This is a genomic window from Citrobacter sp. RHB35-C21 (genome assembly GCF_013816515.1).
In the GTDB taxonomy this organism is placed as follows: Bacteria; Pseudomonadota; Gammaproteobacteria; order Enterobacterales; family Enterobacteriaceae; genus Citrobacter; species Citrobacter braakii.
The window spans coordinates 1724304-1740047 of record NZ_CP057147.1; the positions used below are offsets into that span (position 1 = coordinate 1724304).

At 53.1% G+C, this 15744-nt stretch carries 16 protein-coding genes; 6 read left to right on the top strand and 10 right to left on the bottom strand.

The window, feature by feature from the left end:
* Nucleotides 1–2: 2 nt before the first annotated feature.
* From arnF to nudI, 8 genes are all read right to left on the bottom strand, one after another.
* A complete protein-coding gene (arnF, locus tag HVZ39_RS08310; RefSeq protein WP_181221399.1) occupies nt 3–389 on the bottom strand; it encodes a 4-amino-4-deoxy-L-arabinose-phosphoundecaprenol flippase subunit ArnF in 387 nt (128 codons plus the stop codon).
* A complete protein-coding gene (gene arnE, locus HVZ39_RS08315; RefSeq protein WP_181633455.1) occupies nt 389–724 on the bottom strand; it encodes a 4-amino-4-deoxy-L-arabinose-phosphoundecaprenol flippase subunit ArnE in 336 nt (111 codons plus the stop codon). Before arnE ends, arnF begins: the two co-directional genes overlap by 1 nt.
* Entirely contained in the window at nt 721–2379 is a 1659-nt protein-coding gene (gene arnT, locus HVZ39_RS08320; RefSeq protein ID WP_181633456.1) for a lipid IV(A) 4-amino-4-deoxy-L-arabinosyltransferase, read from the bottom strand. Before arnT ends, arnE begins: the two co-directional genes overlap by 4 nt.
* A complete protein-coding gene (arnD, locus tag HVZ39_RS08325) occupies nt 2376–3278 on the bottom strand; it encodes a 4-deoxy-4-formamido-L-arabinose-phosphoundecaprenol deformylase (RefSeq protein WP_019077280.1) in 903 nt (300 codons plus the stop codon). The genes arnT and arnD overlap by 4 nt, the downstream gene beginning before the upstream one ends.
* The gene (gene arnA, locus HVZ39_RS08330; RefSeq protein ID WP_181633457.1) at nt 3275–5257 is read right to left on the bottom strand and encodes a bifunctional UDP-4-amino-4-deoxy-L-arabinose formyltransferase/UDP-glucuronic acid oxidase ArnA; all 1983 of its coding nucleotides are present in this window, start codon (nt 5255–5257) and stop codon (nt 3275–3277) included. Before arnA ends, arnD begins: the two co-directional genes overlap by 4 nt.
* Nucleotides 5254–6237 (bottom strand): undecaprenyl-phosphate 4-deoxy-4-formamido-L-arabinose transferase, encoded by a 984-nt coding sequence (gene arnC, locus HVZ39_RS08335; protein WP_049268972.1) that lies wholly within the window; start codon nt 6235–6237, stop codon nt 5254–5256. The genes arnA and arnC overlap by 4 nt, the downstream gene beginning before the upstream one ends.
* 2 nt (nt 6238–6239) lie before the next feature.
* Entirely contained in the window at nt 6240–7379 is a 1140-nt protein-coding gene (gene arnB, locus HVZ39_RS08340) for a UDP-4-amino-4-deoxy-L-arabinose aminotransferase (protein ID WP_181633458.1), read from the bottom strand.
* Between the two features lie 290 nt (nt 7380–7669).
* Nucleotides 7670–8095 carry a nucleoside triphosphatase NudI gene (nudI, locus tag HVZ39_RS08345; protein ID WP_181633459.1) on the bottom strand — a complete coding sequence of 142 codons (426 nt, stop codon included), beginning with the start codon at nt 8093–8095 and terminating at the stop codon, nt 7670–7672.
* A gap of 318 nt (nt 8096–8413) precedes the next feature.
* Here nudI and HVZ39_RS08350 point away from each other — a divergent pair, with 318 nt between their 5' ends.
* The 6 genes from HVZ39_RS08350 to yfaU all read left to right on the top strand — a co-directional run bounded on the left by HVZ39_RS08350 (nt 8414) and on the right by yfaU (nt 14633).
* Nucleotides 8414–8956 (top strand): YfaZ family outer membrane protein, encoded by a 543-nt coding sequence (locus HVZ39_RS08350; RefSeq protein ID WP_016157029.1) that lies wholly within the window; start codon nt 8414–8416, stop codon nt 8954–8956.
* A gap of 79 nt (nt 8957–9035) precedes the next feature.
* The gene (locus HVZ39_RS08355; protein WP_181547252.1) at nt 9036–10238 is read left to right on the top strand and encodes a nicotinamide mononucleotide deamidase-related protein YfaY; all 1203 of its coding nucleotides are present in this window, start codon (nt 9036–9038) and stop codon (nt 10236–10238) included.
* A gap of 218 nt (nt 10239–10456) precedes the next feature.
* The gene (locus tag HVZ39_RS08360) at nt 10457–11239 is read left to right on the top strand and encodes an IclR family transcriptional regulator (RefSeq protein ID WP_016153810.1); all 783 of its coding nucleotides are present in this window, start codon (nt 10457–10459) and stop codon (nt 11237–11239) included.
* A 13-nt stretch (nt 11240–11252) separates the two neighbouring features.
* Nucleotides 11253–12458, top strand: a complete 1206-nt coding sequence (gene rhmD, locus HVZ39_RS08365; RefSeq protein ID WP_181633460.1) for an L-rhamnonate dehydratase — start codon at nt 11253–11255, stop codon at nt 12456–12458.
* Nucleotides 12459–12514: 56 nt separating this feature from the next.
* Entirely contained in the window at nt 12515–13804 is a 1290-nt protein-coding gene (locus HVZ39_RS08370) for an MFS transporter (protein ID WP_181633461.1), read from the top strand.
* A 25-nt stretch (nt 13805–13829) separates the two neighbouring features.
* Complete coding sequence (yfaU, locus tag HVZ39_RS08375) at nt 13830–14633, top strand: 2-keto-3-deoxy-L-rhamnonate aldolase (protein ID WP_016153807.1); 804 nt, start codon at nt 13830–13832, stop codon at nt 14631–14633.
* A gap of 235 nt (nt 14634–14868) precedes the next feature.
* On the opposite strand, the gene HVZ39_RS08380 is transcribed toward yfaU, so the two are convergent.
* Nucleotides 14869–15150, bottom strand: coding sequence for a helix-turn-helix transcriptional regulator (locus HVZ39_RS08380; RefSeq protein ID WP_019077272.1), 282 nt, complete (start codon nt 15148–15150; stop codon nt 14869–14871).
* A complete protein-coding gene (locus HVZ39_RS08385) occupies nt 15131–15460 on the bottom strand; it encodes a type II toxin-antitoxin system RelE/ParE family toxin (RefSeq protein WP_019077271.1) in 330 nt (109 codons plus the stop codon). The genes HVZ39_RS08380 and HVZ39_RS08385 overlap by 20 nt, the downstream gene beginning before the upstream one ends.
* Nucleotides 15461–15744 lie beyond the last annotated feature (284 nt).

The following is a 15744-nucleotide window of genomic DNA, read 5'->3' on the forward strand; positions in this document are numbered from 1 at the left end:
TCTCAGGGTTGGCGCTGGTGTGAAGGTAAAAAAATCGTCAGTAGCCCTGCCATGATGCACAGCACTCCAGCGAGCGCTTTCGCTGACAATATTCCCTGCCAGCCGGGCAGGATCATTGATGCAACCCACACCAGTACATAGCTCAGGCTGAGCAGGGCATACGCTTTGCTCAGTGCGAGCTGGTGCAGCGCTTTATGCCAGCAAATCACCGACAGTAAATACCCTGCCAGTCCGGCATACAGAGCAAATGCGCTGACGCTAAGAGAGAATACGGCAGAAATGAATTGCTGCGGCTGCAGCATTGGCGGCAGATTATCCATCGCAAAGCCGAGACTCAACTGGGCGGCTGAAGTGATAATAACGCTGCATAATCCCCAAAAGATGCCCATTACACCGCGCTCCCAAGAATAAAGATGCCGGTGATGATTAACCCCACACCCAGCCAGTGGCGCGGGGTGACGGGTTCGCGCCAGATTTTCCAGGCAGCCAGAGTCACCCATACAAAATTAAGACTCAGCATGGGGTAGGCGATGCTGACCGGAATGTTCTGCAGCACCGCCAGCCATAGCAGCATGGCCAGACCGAGACTTGCCAGAGCAAGCCCAATCCATAGCGTAATGTGGCGTTTTCGCGCTCGAATGGGAACGGGTCGCGACGCCTGCTTCTGACATAACTGACCGCAGACGCTGAGCAGGCTGGCGAGAACTAAGGCTATCCAGATCATTTCGGCCGATACTGAATCAGGACCAGACGCCCCTGATTATCGATATAGTCAGCGGGAGGGATAGCAAGTCGATTAATATCTTCATCCTTATCGACTGAAAGCACGAGCGTAATGTTTCCTTGCTGACGATGTTGCGCTAACCACTCGGCAAAGTTCCCCCGCCCGACAAAACGCCCTTGGGCATCCGGGTAGTTAAGGCCATATTTTAACTCGCCCGTTTGTCCGTACATTATGATGTCGTCACGCTTCAGGCTCCAGGCCAGCCCCGCGGCGACGCCAACGCTGTCGGTGAGAATATAACGGCTCGACTCCAGCGACTCTTTGGTCATCTCGACAAAAAATTGTGGCTGTTTAGATTCCATCACCCGGTCAGGAATGGAGAAGCCAAACAACAGTGCCAGTCCTAATGGACACAGCGCTGCGAACGTCCAGTTCTTCTCGCGGTTATTTAGCGTATACCAGCCAAAGAGTGTCCAGATGATAAAAATGCCCCACGCACAAAACACCTTATACGTTTCGATATGCGACCAGACCGGCGTCTTTAATGGACCCAGTGTAGAAACAATAAACGTGGCGACAATGCCGGTTACACCGAACAGAACGTTGATCCAGCCATTCACGCGCAGCGCGGTTGCGCCTTTTTGCGCGGCCTGCAGGCCGAAACGCGCCGTCAATATTGCCAGCGGCGCGAAGCAGGAAAGAATATAGGTCGGCAGTTTTCCTTTCGCGATGCTGAAAAACAGGATTGGCATGATAATCCAGCTTAGCAGGTACAGTGCGCTGCGCGGAACATCCCGTTCACGCCAGCCCGTACGCAGCGCGCCGGGGAGCAGCCCGAGCCACGGTAATGCGCCAGCCACCAATACCGGAATGTAGTACCAGACGGGGGCCTTATGTTGGGCATCCTCCTGCGCGAAGCGTTGAATATGTTCGACCCAGAAGAAGTAATGCCAGAAATCCGGCTCACGCCGGGCAATCGCTATTCCCCAAGGCAGCACAGTCACGATGCAACCGACTACTGCCAGCAGACCGTAGATAATGAGATCTTTCCAGCGCTTTTGTACGAAAACCCACGGCAGTACGCTGAGCACAGGAACGGCGAGTGCCAGGAAACCCTTGGTCATCACGCCCATGCCGCAGGTTAACCCTAACAGCAGAAAGGCGGTAATTTTGCGCGTTCTGCTGGTGGCTTGCATCCCCTCCCAAAAGCAGCACATGCCCGCCATTAGCCAGAGCGCAATAATGGGATCAAGTACCGCATAGGTGCCGATGCTGTAAACCGAAAAAAACGTTAAAAAGATAACCGAAGAGAGTACGGCGGTGCGCTTATCCCGCCACAACCGCATGGCAAGCCAGGCTACCATTAGCGCCGTCAGCAAAGTGGCAAAGATGGCTCCTGCTCTGACGCCGAAATTATTGGTGCCAAACAGCCATTGCCCGATGCTGTTTAACCAGTATCCGGCAATCGGTTTTTCAAAATATCGCAGCCCTAAAAAGTGCGGAACGATCCCGTCGCCAGAGGTCAGCATTTCCCGACTGATTTCGGCATAGCGCGTTTCATCAGGCTGCCACAGCAGGCGACTGTTGATGGGGAGAATAAAATACAGCGCAATAAAAGCGATAAATGCCAGGGTGTAGCGGACAGTATGTTTCATCTTGTCACACTCACTGGTTGTTGGCGGCCGACCCATCCCTCTCTGCCGGGTATTTTGCCACGCACGATCTGCCCTGTTGGCAGCGAACTGACATCGTCCGGTAACAGGTCACCGAGCGGGCAAAATGTTATCCCCATGTCTGCGGCGCGAGTAAGCAGCTCGTCAAAATTCTGCTGAAAGGCGATGCCTTCAACTTCCGCATGAATGGTATACACCGGTGTTCCTCTGCTCATCTGGATGTGGGAAAGAATGTAAGCGTTGAAGTCCACCGCCTGGACTTCCTGACCAACCACTTCATCCCAGGTGGGTAGCGTGACGGGAATTTGCGGCGTACCTGTTTTCCCGGATGTCAGCACCGGACGGAATAACGACGTTCCCCGACAGTCGCTGTTATAACGCAGATGGAACGTTTCTTTGGCGTGGACGACGCGATCGTCGGCACGCCATCCGGCAACGGCAGAACAAGTGACGGGTTGTCCGATAAGAGTTTCAAGGGCCGTGATGCCTCGTGAAATATCATCAATCAGCTGTTTATCATTCCAGTTTCCGCTTCGCGCCTGCCAGGCATGGTGATCCCAGGCATGCAGACCGGTTTCATGAAGCAGGGCTGTTTGCGCAATGATCGCCGCGTTGGCCTGGCCGATCTCTTTTCCCGGCCAGGCGGTTCCCGCCAGCAATATATCCCATCCGTAAAGTGATGCGGCGTTTGAGCGCAGCATCTTCCACAGAAATTGTGGTTTCACAAGACGCCAGAGATGGCGTCCCATGTTGTCCGGTCCAACGCTAAAGAAAAAACTTGCCCGCACGTTATGTCGATTCAATGTCTCCAGCAGGCGGGGTACGCCTTCGCGCGTCCCCCTGAAAGTATCGACATCTATGCGCAAGCCGACTTGGGTCATGATGTGTGTTCCGTGATATTCACACTGCGTAAGAAGAAGTCCAGCGTCTCTTCTACCGTTTCCTGCATCTCAATGGTGGGCTCCCAGTTCAGGCAGCGTTTCGCATTGCGGATGTTGGGCTTACGATGTTCAACGTCTTGATAACCTTTACCATAGTAGCTGCTGCTTTCGACGTCACGGAAACCGGCAAACGGCGGGAAGTGGTTACGCAATGGATGTTTTTCAAAGCAGGTAAGCAGCATTTCTGCCAGTTCCTGAATACTCGCTTCGTTCTGCGGATTACCGATGTTGATAATCTCACCGTCGCAGCGTCCGCCTTCGTTTTCAATAATGCGATACAGGGCTTCGATACCATCCCGAATGTCGGTAAAGCAGCGTTTTTGCTTGCCGCCTTCAATCAGCTTAATCGGTGAACCCTCCACCAGATTGAGGATCAGTTGGGTAATGGCGCGTGAGCTGCCGATACGCGCGGCGTTTAGGCTGTCCAGACGCGGCACCATCCAGTTAAACGGGCGGAACAGGGTGAAGCGCAATCCCTCTTTTTCGCCGTACGCCCAGATTACGCGGTCCAACAACTGCTTGGAAACGGAGTAGATCCAGCGTGGTTTATTCACCGGACCGACGATCAGATTCGAGCTGTCCTCATCGAAGACTTTGTCGGTACACATGCCGTAGACTTCGGACGTTGACGGGAAAATGATGCGCTTACGGTATTTCACGCAGTAGCGAATGATTTTCAGGTTCTCTTCAAAATCGAGCTCAAATACGCGCAACGGGTTGCGGGTATATTCGATTGGCGTTGCGATCGCCACCAGCGGCAGCACGACGTCGCATTTTTTAACATGGTATTCAATCCATTCGGAGTGAATGCTGATGTCGCCTTCGACGAAGTGGAATCGCGGATGCTGCAGAAAACGCCCAATGGCGTCACTGCCAATATCGAGACCATACACTTCGTAATGATCTTCTTGCAGCAGGCGTTCGGTCAGATGGTTACCAATGAAGCCATTAACGCCGAGGATCAGCACGCGTGTACGACGTTTAGTGGTGGTAACTGATTGACTGTTCAGGCGGGAGCCTGGAACCAGGCCCAGAACCTGCGCCAGTTGCGACCCTTGCATTGCAATACCATCGCCAGCTTGTCCGGTAATAATTTCCAGGGCGCCATCGCCACAGGCGATCAGCAAAGGAGAAACGGAGATGACGGTACCCGGTTGGGTCGCTGAGTTATTTACGCAAACGCGCGATGACCAGACGGTGAACTTTTGTGTGCCGACATAGCTATATGCGCCCGGCCACGGATCGCTGACGGCGCGGACCTGGTTATGCAACTCTACGGCAGGTGTGTTCCAGTCGAGGAAGCTATCTTCCGGTGTACGGCGACCGAAACAGGTAGCATCTGCTTCCTGTTGGGGGCGTTCTGCATAATCCCCGGTTTTAATCGCTGGCAGTGCCTGTTCCAGCAGGTGACGCGCAGCCTGGCACAATTTATGGTGCAGCGTTAACGCCACGTCATCTGGCGAAATAGCGACGCGCTGCTGGGCAATAATGGCGCCAGCATCCGCGCGTTTGACCATGCGGTGAAGCGTGACGCCGGTTTCGGTTTCGCCATTGACCAATACCCAGTTCAGCGGCGCGCGACCACGGTATTTCGGCAGCAACGAACCATGCAGATTAAAAGCCCCCGCAGGCGCAAGACTGAGGATCTCATCGCTCAGTAAATGACGATAGTAGAACGAGAAGATAACATCCGGCGCCAGTTGGCTAATGCGTTCAATCCACAAGGGATGATTGACCTCGTCCGGGGCGTAAACCGGAATTCCGGCGCTGGCGGCAAGGCGGGAAACCGATCCAAAAAATGCTTTTTCGCCCGGATTATCAGTGTGCGTAAAAATGGCAGCGATTTCATAACCGGCATCCAACAAAGCCTGGACACCCTGACATCCCATATCGTGATAGGCAAATACGATGGCTTTCATGCGCGGTTTTCCTCGGTTGGCTGCGTGGTTTGTGGGCGGATAACGTGTTGAACAAAATAGCGGGGGCGGGCGCGGACATCGTTATAGATGCGACCGATATATTCGCCGAGTAAACCCATGCCAATAAACTGTGCACCGATAAAGGTAAACAGGACGGCAAACAGCATGAATACCCCTTCCGCGGCCCACTGTGGACCGAGCGTCAGACGTAGAACCACAAGCAGGATAGACAAGATAAAGCCAGTGGCGGCGATTACGCTGCCCAACAGGCTCAACATACGAAGTGGCGTTGTGGTCAGACAGGTCACCAGGTCATACATCAGGTTGATCAGACGCATAAAGCTGTATTTGGAGTCACCAAATTCTCGCTCTGCATGGTGTACCGGGATTTCCGTAGCGCGCCGGGCAAAAATGTTGGCCAGAATCGGGATAAAGGTACTGCGCTCCTGGCAATGCAGCATGGCATCGACGATATGGCGGCGATAAGCGCGTAACATGCAACCGTAGTCGCCCATCGCTTTACCGGTGGTGCGCTGAATCAGATGGTTAATCATTCGCGATGCGGTCTTACGAAATACGCTGTCCTGACGGTTCTGACGTACCGTGCCGACCACATCGAAGCCTTCATCTGCGGTGGCGACCAGCCGTGGGATCTCCTCCGGCGGGTTTTGCAAATCGGCATCCAGTGTGATGATCACGTCGCCGGTGACATGACTGAAACCGGCCATAATCGCCGAGTGTTGCCCGTAATTGCGATTCAATAAAATAGAAACAATGTGGCTGTTCGGTGCCTGGGAAGCGTCCATCATCAGCTGTGCGGAATGGTCGCTGCTGCCGTCATCAATTAGCAAAATTTCATAGTCTTTGCCCAATTTTTCGCAGGCAGCGCTGGTACGTCTGATTAACTCCGGTAAGCTTTCCTGCTCATTAAAAACGGGAATGACCACCGAGACTTTTTTGATCGGTGCTGCTTCAAACATGGTTATTGTCCTGCAATCTCGCGAAGTGCCGTAATTACCCGCTGGGTGTCATCGGCGGTCATATCGGGGAATAACGGCAGTGAGCAAATGCGCGCGCTATTCCATTCTGTATTGGGGAGCGAAAGGGTAGTGAAGCGTTCGCGGTAATATTTTTGCGTATGGGCCGCACGAAAATGCAGACCGGTGCCGATATTTTTGGCCTTTAACGCCTCCATTAAGGCATCTCTGCTCAGACCGCAGCGGGCTTCGTCAACGCGGATGATGAACAGGTGCCAGGCGTGAACGTGCGCCCACTGGGGCAGACTCAGTGGTTGAAATGGCGTATCGGCCAGCGCCTGTTGATACTCGCGGGCAATTTGCGCCCGGCGTGAGTTCAGGTGTTCCAGTTTATTTAGCTGTACCAACGCAATGGCGGCATTGATATCCGTGAGGTTGTACTTGTACCCTGGCGCAAGCACTTCGGCCTGCGGCGCCCGGCCATAGGTTTGTCGATCAAAGGCATCAACGCCCAAACCGTGAAACTTCAGGCTGCGAAGCCGTTGGGCAAGCTGGCTGTCGTCGGTAACGATCAACCCGCCTTCGGCGCAGGTAATATTTTTGATGGCGTGAAACGAGAATATTGCCGTGCCGCGCGCACCGACATGACGACCTTTATACAACGTCCCTACGGCGTGGGCCGCATCTTCTATAATCGGAATGCCATAGCGTTCGCCAATGGCATAAATCGCGTCCAGGTCGGCGGGGGCGCCTGCGTAATGTACCGGAATAATGGCTTTGGTTCGCGGGGTGATGGCGGCCTCAATTTGCTCCGGTGTGACCATGAGCGTATCGCGGTCGACATCGATCATGACTGGCGTCGCACCCAGCAGGACAATCATGTTGAGGGTAGAAACCCACGTCATTGACGGTGTAATGATCTCATCGCCTGCACCGATGTCCAGCGCCATCAGCGTGATGTGCATTCCTGCCGTTGCGGAGCAGACGGCGACGGAGTGTTGATTTCCAGTGAGCTGGCAGAAGGCTTCTTCCAGCTGTTGATTTTTCGGGCCGGTGGTTATCCATCCAGAGTCCAGAACCGTCTTCACAGCAGCAAGTTCTTCAGCCCCCATTGCCGGGCGAGAGAAAGGCAAAAAGTCAGACATCATTATTCCTTCAAGCCATTTAACGCCACCGACGTTTTATTTTTAGTGATAAACAGGGGCGTCGTTAATTATTTCATCAGGCTTCAAAGGGTAATGACGGAAGGTTAATTTATCCTTAAGAGTTTAAGGTTTGGGGCAGATAGAGGAATAGCGTATTTTTTATTTATCTTAATGAAAAAAAGATCATGTAGGTTCTTGAGTAGTTTGGGCGACATGCTGTTATCTGCAGACTGATGAGCGCAATGCCGCTATTAAGAATGCTAATTATATGCCGTTATTAAAATGATAATTTACAGCAACCCTTTCAAGGTTAACGTTTTACGCGTGGCGATATTTAAATCGTAGGAGCCGAGATCTTCCGCTTTAATCCAGGCGAATGCCTGGAATTCTTCGTTAATCTTCACTTCACGATTAGCCGCCACACAATCGAAGATGAGATAAATCATATAAATCTCTTCCTGACTACCATCGGCGTACGTTTTGGTGCGAACATCGTCACTGAAGGTCCATGGCGTAATGTCTGATAACACCAGTTGTTCGCCCAGCTCTTCTCTTACTTCACGGCGCAAAGCTTCTTCAATACGTTCACCCGGTTCAACGCCGCCGCCAGAAAGCGCCCACTGACCGGGGAACACACCGCGGTCGTCAGCCATTTTGCACAGTAAATAACAGCCATCGTTTTGAATTAATGGGCAAACAATTGTTCTTTGGCGCATAAGTCGAATCCTTGTAGGGGGAGGTATAGAAAATTCCATCGTGCACGCATCTTACCTTTTGCTGGCGGTAGAAAAAACGCTTCATCGACGAATAACGCCGCTTTGGCAGGGAAAACAGGATGTTTGTAGAAAATGGCGTTCTGCTGCCATCAGTGGCGTAATTGCTACAAGAATTTAACCTTATCTAAATCTTGTGAGTAGTATTTGCTTACAATATGTTATTGCATCGCTTTTTTAGTGCATTGATTCCTCGTGATCTGACAGTACAATTCACCGGTTTTGGGGCTATGTTTTGATTCTTGCTGGAAAGGATAGAAAATGAAAAAAAGTTTAATGTTGGGTTTTGCCGGAATGCTGTTTGTTTCCGCGTCGGCGAGCGCGATTAGCATCAGCGGCCAGGCTGGCGAAGACTACACCAACCTGAGTTTCGGTATGGGTACTGAGACCACCGGTCTGGCCGTCAGCGGTAACTGGATGCATAACGATGACGACGGCGATGCGGCCGGTCTGGGACTGGGTCTGAATATTCCTCTCGGTCCGCTGCTGGCAACGGTCGGTGGGAAAGGCATTTATACTAACCCGAATGATGGTGACGAGGGTTACGCGGCGGCGGTCGGTGGCGGTTTGCAGTGGCCGATTGGCGACAGCCTCCGCCTGTTTGGCGAGTATTATTACTCTCCCGATTCTCTTTCCAGCGGTATCGACAGCTATGAAGAAGCGAATGCAGGTGCGCGTCTGACCATTATGCGTCCGCTGAGCATTGAAGCCGGTTATCGCTACCTGAACCTGGCAGGCAAAGACGGTAACCGCGATAACGCGATTGCTGACGGCCCGTACGTTGGGGTTAACGCGAGTTTCTGATTTTTCCGGCGCGGCGTTCAGTCGCGCCTTCCCCCCTCCATGCGTTATAGTGTTTTCATCATAAAAGCAGGAGAACACGATGTTAAACGTGGAGATGCTATCCACCGGGGATGAAGTGTTGCACGGACAAATCGTCGACACGAATGCCGCCTGGCTGGCCGATTTTTTCTTTAATCAGGGGTTACCGCTAACCCGTCGCAACACGGTAGGTGACAATCTTGACGATTTGGTCGCTGTTTTGCGTGAGCGTAGCGAACATGCCGATGTACTGATCGTTAACGGCGGTCTGGGACCAACCAGCGATGACTTGAGCGCGCTGGCGGCGGCCACGGCAAAAGGTGAAGGGCTGGTGCTGCATGAAGCATGGCTCGACGAGATGACGCGTTATTTCCGCGATCGTGGACGCGTGATGGCACCGAGTAACCGCAAACAGGCTGAGCTACCTGCCAGCGCGGAATTCATCAATAATCCGGTAGGAACCGCGTGTGGGTTTGCCCTGAAGCTTAACCGCTGCCTGATGTTCTTTACCCCAGGAGTGCCATCAGAATTTAAAGTTATGGTTGAGCATGAGATCCTGCCGCGTTTGCGTGAGCGTTTTTCGCTGTCTCAACCCCCGCTATGCCTGCGATTAACCACCTTTGGTCGTTCTGAAAGCGAGCTGGCGCAGAGCCTGGATCCGCTGCAATTGCCTCCGGGAGTGACAATGGGCTACCGCTCGTCAATGCCGATTATCGAACTAAAGCTGACCGGGCCGGATTCCCAACGGGAAGCGATGCTGGCGCTGTGGCCAGAAGTTAAGCGGGTTGCCGGGCAGAATATGATTTTCGAAGGTACGGAAGGTTTACCCGCGCAAATCGCCCGCACGTTGCAGGAACGGCAATACAGCCTGACGCTAAGCGAACAATTCACCGGCGGTCTGGTGGCGCTGCAGCTTTCGCGCGTGAATGCTCCGCTGTTGGCGAGCGAAGTGGTTCCGCCCCAGGAAGAAACGCTGGCGCAAACGGCACACTGGATAACCGAACGACGCGGCAACCATTATGCCGGGCTGGCGCTGGCGGTATCGGCTTTCGAAAACGAACATATTAACTTTGCGCTGGCAACACCTGATGGAACGCATGCCTTACGCGTACGGCTGAACGCTAATCGTTATAGTTTGTCGGTGCGTCAGGAAGTGTGCGCAATGATGGCGCTCAATATGCTGCGCCGTTGGCTCAACGGGCAGGATATTGCCAGCGAACACGGTTGGATAGAAGTGGTTGAATCCCTGACTCTGCCTTCCTGACTTGCACTCTCTCACGCGCTTGTTATGGGAAGGCATTCTGGCCTTCCCGTTATCAGTCCAACCTGTTGTACTCTCTGTAAAAAAATCCGTGCGTTAGTTCACAATTATGCTCGTTTTTTCTCCAGCCAGCTGGAAGAACGAGAGGATTTGATGCGCTTCACAATTTTAACCCCCTTAACCTACCACACTGATTCCAGTATCTCAGACTGGAGTCCAGTATGTTGGAATCAAGCAAAGTTCCCGCGCTCACCAGGGCGATCGAAATACTCAATCTCATTGCGCGTATCGGCCCATGTAGCGCCGCCACCATCATAGAGGCGCTGGGTATTCCAAAAAGCACCGCGTACCTGTTACTTAATGAACTGAAGCGTCAGCGCTTTATTAGCATTGATCATCAGGAAAATTACTGCCTGTGGACCAAGCTGGTTGAGTTGTCCGGGCATGCGCTGAGCAAGATGGATTTACGTGAACTGGCGCGTCCCCGGCTGACACAGCTGATGGATGAGACAGGGTTACTTTGCCATCTCGGGATCATCGACCACGAAAGCGCGTATTACATTCTGAAAGTGGAATCGTCATCCACTATCAGCGTGCGCTCCCACGAAGGGAAAAGTCTTTCGCTCTACCGCTCGGGTATCGGCAAATGCCTGCTGGCCTGGCAACCGGCAGCCGCACGAAAAGCCATTATTGAACAGCTGATATGGGAACAGGCAACGCCGACCACTATCACCAGGCCACAGCAGTTGAATGACGAGCTGGAGCGTATTCGACAGCGTGGATGGAGCTTTGATAATGGCGAAGATTATCCCGATGTTCGCTGCGTCGCAGCGCCTGTTTTTAACGCTAACAATGAACTGACCGCCGCGATTTCAGTGGTCGGCACTCGTCTGCAAATTAACGAAGAGAACCGTGATTATCTGGCCGGTAAAGCGATTGCCTGCGCCAGGGATATTTCACGCCTGTTGGGATGGAAAAGTCCCTTCGACTCACTCGCTTCATAAAAAGGAGAACACCATGACCCTACCTAAAATTAAACACGTTCGTGCCTGGTTTACCGGTGGTGCAACGGCGGATAAAGGCGCTGGCGGCGGCGACTATCACGATCAGGGCGCTAACCACTGGATTGACGATCATATCGCCACGCCAATGAGCAAATATCGTGAATATGAGCAATCGCGCCAGTCCTTTGGCATCAACGTATTAGGAACACTGATTGTTGAAGTGGAAGCTGAAAACGGACAGACCGGTTTTGCTGTTTCCACGGCAGGGGAGATGGGGTGCTTTATTGTGGAAAAGCATCTCAATCGTTTTATTGAAGGGAAATGCGTCAGCGATATCAAACTCATTCACGACCAGATACTGGGCGCAACGATGTACTACTCCGGCTCCGGCGGTCTGGTGATGAACACCATCTCGTGCGTGGATCTGGCGCTGTGGGATCTGTTTGGCAAGGTGGTGGGTTTACCGGTCTACAAACTATTGGGTGGCGCGGTACGCGACGAAATTCAATTCTACGCGACCGGTGCGCGCCCTGATCTGGCGAAAGAAATGGGCTTTATTGGCGGCAAAATGCCGACCCACTGGGGGCCGCACGACGGGGATGCAGGGATCCGCAAAGATGCGGCAATGGTAGCCGACATGCGTGAGAAATGCGGTCCGGATTTCTGGTTGATGCTCGATTGCTGGATGAGTCAGGACGTGAACTATGCCACCAAACTGGCCCATGCCTGCGCACCGTCCAACCTGAAGTGGATCGAAGAGTGTCTGCCGCCGCAGCAGTATGAAGGTTATCGCGAGCTGAAACGTAACGCCCCGGCGGGGATGATGGTTACCAGCGGTGAACACCACGGGACGCTGCAGTCCTTCCGCACACTCTCAGAAACCGGCATCGATATCATGCAGCCTGATGTGGGCTGGTGCGGTGGGTTAACCACGCTGGTGGAAATTGCCGCTATTGCTAAATCGCGCGGACAGCTGGTGGTGCCGCATGGTTCCTCGGTTTATTCGCACCACGCGGTGATCACGTTCACCAATACCCCGTTCAGCGAGTTTTTGATGACCAGCCCGGATTGTTCAACGATGCGTCCACAGTTTGATCCGATCCTTCTGGACGAACCGGTACCCGTCAATGGCCGCATTCATAAGTCGGTGCTCGACAAACCAGGATTTGGCGTCGAGCTTAACCGCGACTGCAATCTGAAGCGCCCTTATAGCCACTAATGACCAGTGCGTTGCCAATACCACGGCAACGCCCTCATTTCTTTGAGGATCTTGCTATGAGTACCACGTTACTTGATGGTGTGGTGAAGAAAAACCGCACCCGTTTGATTCCCTTTATGCTGGCGCTGTATGTGCTGGCGTTTCTTGACCGCTCGAACATCGGTTTTGCCAAAGAGACCTATCAGATTGATACCGGTCTGAGCAACGAAGCTTATGCGTTGGGCGCGGGGATTTTCTTTGTGGTTTACGCCTTTCTGGGGGTTCCTGCCAACCTGTTGATGCGTAAATTTGGTGCCAGAACCTGGATTGGTACCACCACGTTGCTGTGGGGATTCCTCTCTGCGGCGATGGCATGGGCGGATACTGAATCGAAGTTCCTGATTATCCGTACTCTGCTGGGGGCGGCAGAGGCGGGCTTCTTCCCCGGTATGATCTACCTGACGTCCCAGTGGTTCCCCCAGCGTAACCGCGCCAGCATCATGGGGCTGTTCTACATGGGGGCGCCGCTGGCATTAACCCTGGGATCGCCGCTTTCTGGCGCGCTGCTGGAGATGCACGGCTTTATGGGGCATCCAGGGTGGTTCTGGATGTTCGTTATCGAAGGTTTACTGGCGGTAGGCGCGGGTGTTTTCACCTTCTTCTGGCTGGATGATACCCCGCAGCAGGCGCGTTTCCTGAGTGCGGAGGAAAAGGCAGTACTCATTAGCCAGCTGACAAGTGAAGAGGAGAAAAAGGTCACTTCGCGCCTGTCGGATGCGCTGCGTAATGGCCGTGTCTGGCAACTGGCAATTATCTATCTGACGATCCAGGTGGCGGTGTATGGCCTGATCTTCTTCCTGCCAACCCAGGTTGCTGCGTTGTTAGGGACAAAAGTGGGCTTTACGGCTTCGGTCGTGGCGGCAATACCGTGGGTGGCGGCGCTGTTTGGTACCTGGCTTATTCCCCGCTACTCCGATCGCACCGGCGACCGGCGTAATGTTGCCGCGCTGACGCTGCTGGCGGCAGGAATCGGCATTGGCCTTTCCGGGCTGGTTTCACCGGTACTGGCGATTGTGGCGCTTTGCGTCGCGGCGGTCGGTTTCATTGCGGTACAGCCGGTGTTCTGGACGATGCCAACGCAACTTCTTTCCGGGACAGCTCTGGCGGCGGGGATCGGCTTCGTCAACCTGTTTGGTGCCGTCGGCGGCTTTATTGCTCCCATTCTGCGCGTCAAAGCCGAAACGGTGTTTGCCAGCGATGCGGCGGGCCTGCTGGTCCTCGCGGGCGTCGCGATTATTGGCTCGCTAATCATCTTTACGCTGAGTGTGAACCGTTCAGTTTCACAAGCAGGCGCTGCGCATCATTAATCTTATCTACGTTGTAAGGATCGTTATGAACGCATTGTTATCAAATCCCTTCAAAGAAGGATTACGCAAAGGGGAAGTCCAGGTCGGCCTGTGGCTCAGTTCGACCACCTCCTACATGGCGGAGATTGCCGCGACGTCGGGCTATGACTGGCTGCTGATTGATGGAGAACACGCGCCGAACACGGTGCAGGATCTTTACCATCAGTTGCAGGCGATTGCGCCTTATGCCAGCCAGCCTGTGGTTCGCCCGGTGGAAGGCAGTAAAGCGTTGATCAAGCAGGTGCTGGATATTGGCGCGCAGACGCTGCTTGTCCCGATGGTCGACAGCGCAGAGCAGGCGCTTCAGGTGGTTTCCGCGACTCGTTATCCACCGCTCGGCGAGCGTGGTGTCGGCGCCAGCGTGGCACGGGCGGCGCGCTGGGGACGTATCGACAATTATATGGCCCAGGCTAATGAATCACTCTGCCTGCTGGTACAGGTCGAAAGCAAAGCGGCACTGGATAATCTGGATGCCATTCTGGACGTTGACGGTATTGACGGTGTCTTTATTGGTCCGGCGGATCTTTCTGCGTCGTTAGGCTACCCGGATAATGCCGGACACCCGGAGGTGCAGCGGATCATTGAGCAAAGCATTCGCCGTATCCGCGCAGCCGGAAAAGCAGCCGGTTTCCTCGCTGTTGACCCAGCAATGGCGCAGAAATGTCTGCAATGGGGAGCAAATTTTGTCGCGGTAGGCGTGGATACCATGCTTTATACCGAAGCGCTGGATCGCAGGCTGGCAATGTTTAAGCCAGGCCAGAGTACGCAAACGTTGAAAAGCAGTTATTAATATCGGGCCCGGTGGTGTAGCGCCATCGGGCCTGAAATAGCTCCTAATGGTGATGCTCTGTCACGTCGTCAGATACCATCGTGATATCCACCAGCGGAAACTGATATGAAGTTGACAGATGAAGCTTGAGTTCCCGTGCGCCGTCTGATTTTGATTAACTCACATAATATTCTTACCACGAAATATGCACGGAGATGATTTTCTCCAACAGACCGGCTCCGGAGTAACGGGTTAATCAATACAGGGCGATGACTGGTTTTTTGATGCCGCAGGCGTAGGCGTAGCGAGTCAATGTCTCAATACTGGCTTTGGTAATGTTATTTTCAAGGCGGGAAATAACCGGAGGCGTCACCCCCATACGTTCGGCAACCTGAGCTTTTGTCAGGTTGTTATGCCTCCGCCATTCTGCAAGCAGTTCTCTAAGCATCTCTTTGCGTTCTTCTTCCCGCCATGCAGCACGAAACTCATCATTCTGCATCCATTCGTTATGCAGTTCTTTATGGCTTACCAGTTTCATTAAGCACCTCCGCTAACCGATTTTTGGCGAGTTCGATTTCTTTTGCTGACGTTTTCTGTGATTTCTTGATGAAAACGCGGAGCATGATGATAGTGTTGCCTTTATGGTATAGCCAGATACCTCTGGCTATATCAGTACCCATCGTGCGGATCTCAAAAAGTCCATCGCCAAGAGGTTTCGTATCCGGCTCCCGCAACAACTGGGCGTTATGTTCCAGCTTACCAATGAGCCGGTCAAACTTAACCCGAATTTTTACGGGTAATGCAGTTGCTTCTGCCCTGGCCTCAGGGTGATAAACAACGCTAAACATATGGCTGCCCACTCCAAATAAATGTTAGCTCATAGGCTAATTCATAACCATTCAAAATTAACCTGAAGGCTAATTTATTTGACGATTGCCGCAGCAATCTGGTTACAGCCTGTCAGTATTGGTTTTGTGTGCTTCACATAATTATTCTCAGGATAAGAAACCATCTTTTAAAAACCGCATCGTACGGTGTTGATGTTGCTGATTTAGCCATGGTAGTCCGTCACCAGAGGGAGAAGATGGTGTGACGATACCTACGAATGACGCGGGCTGCATTCGTGGAATTG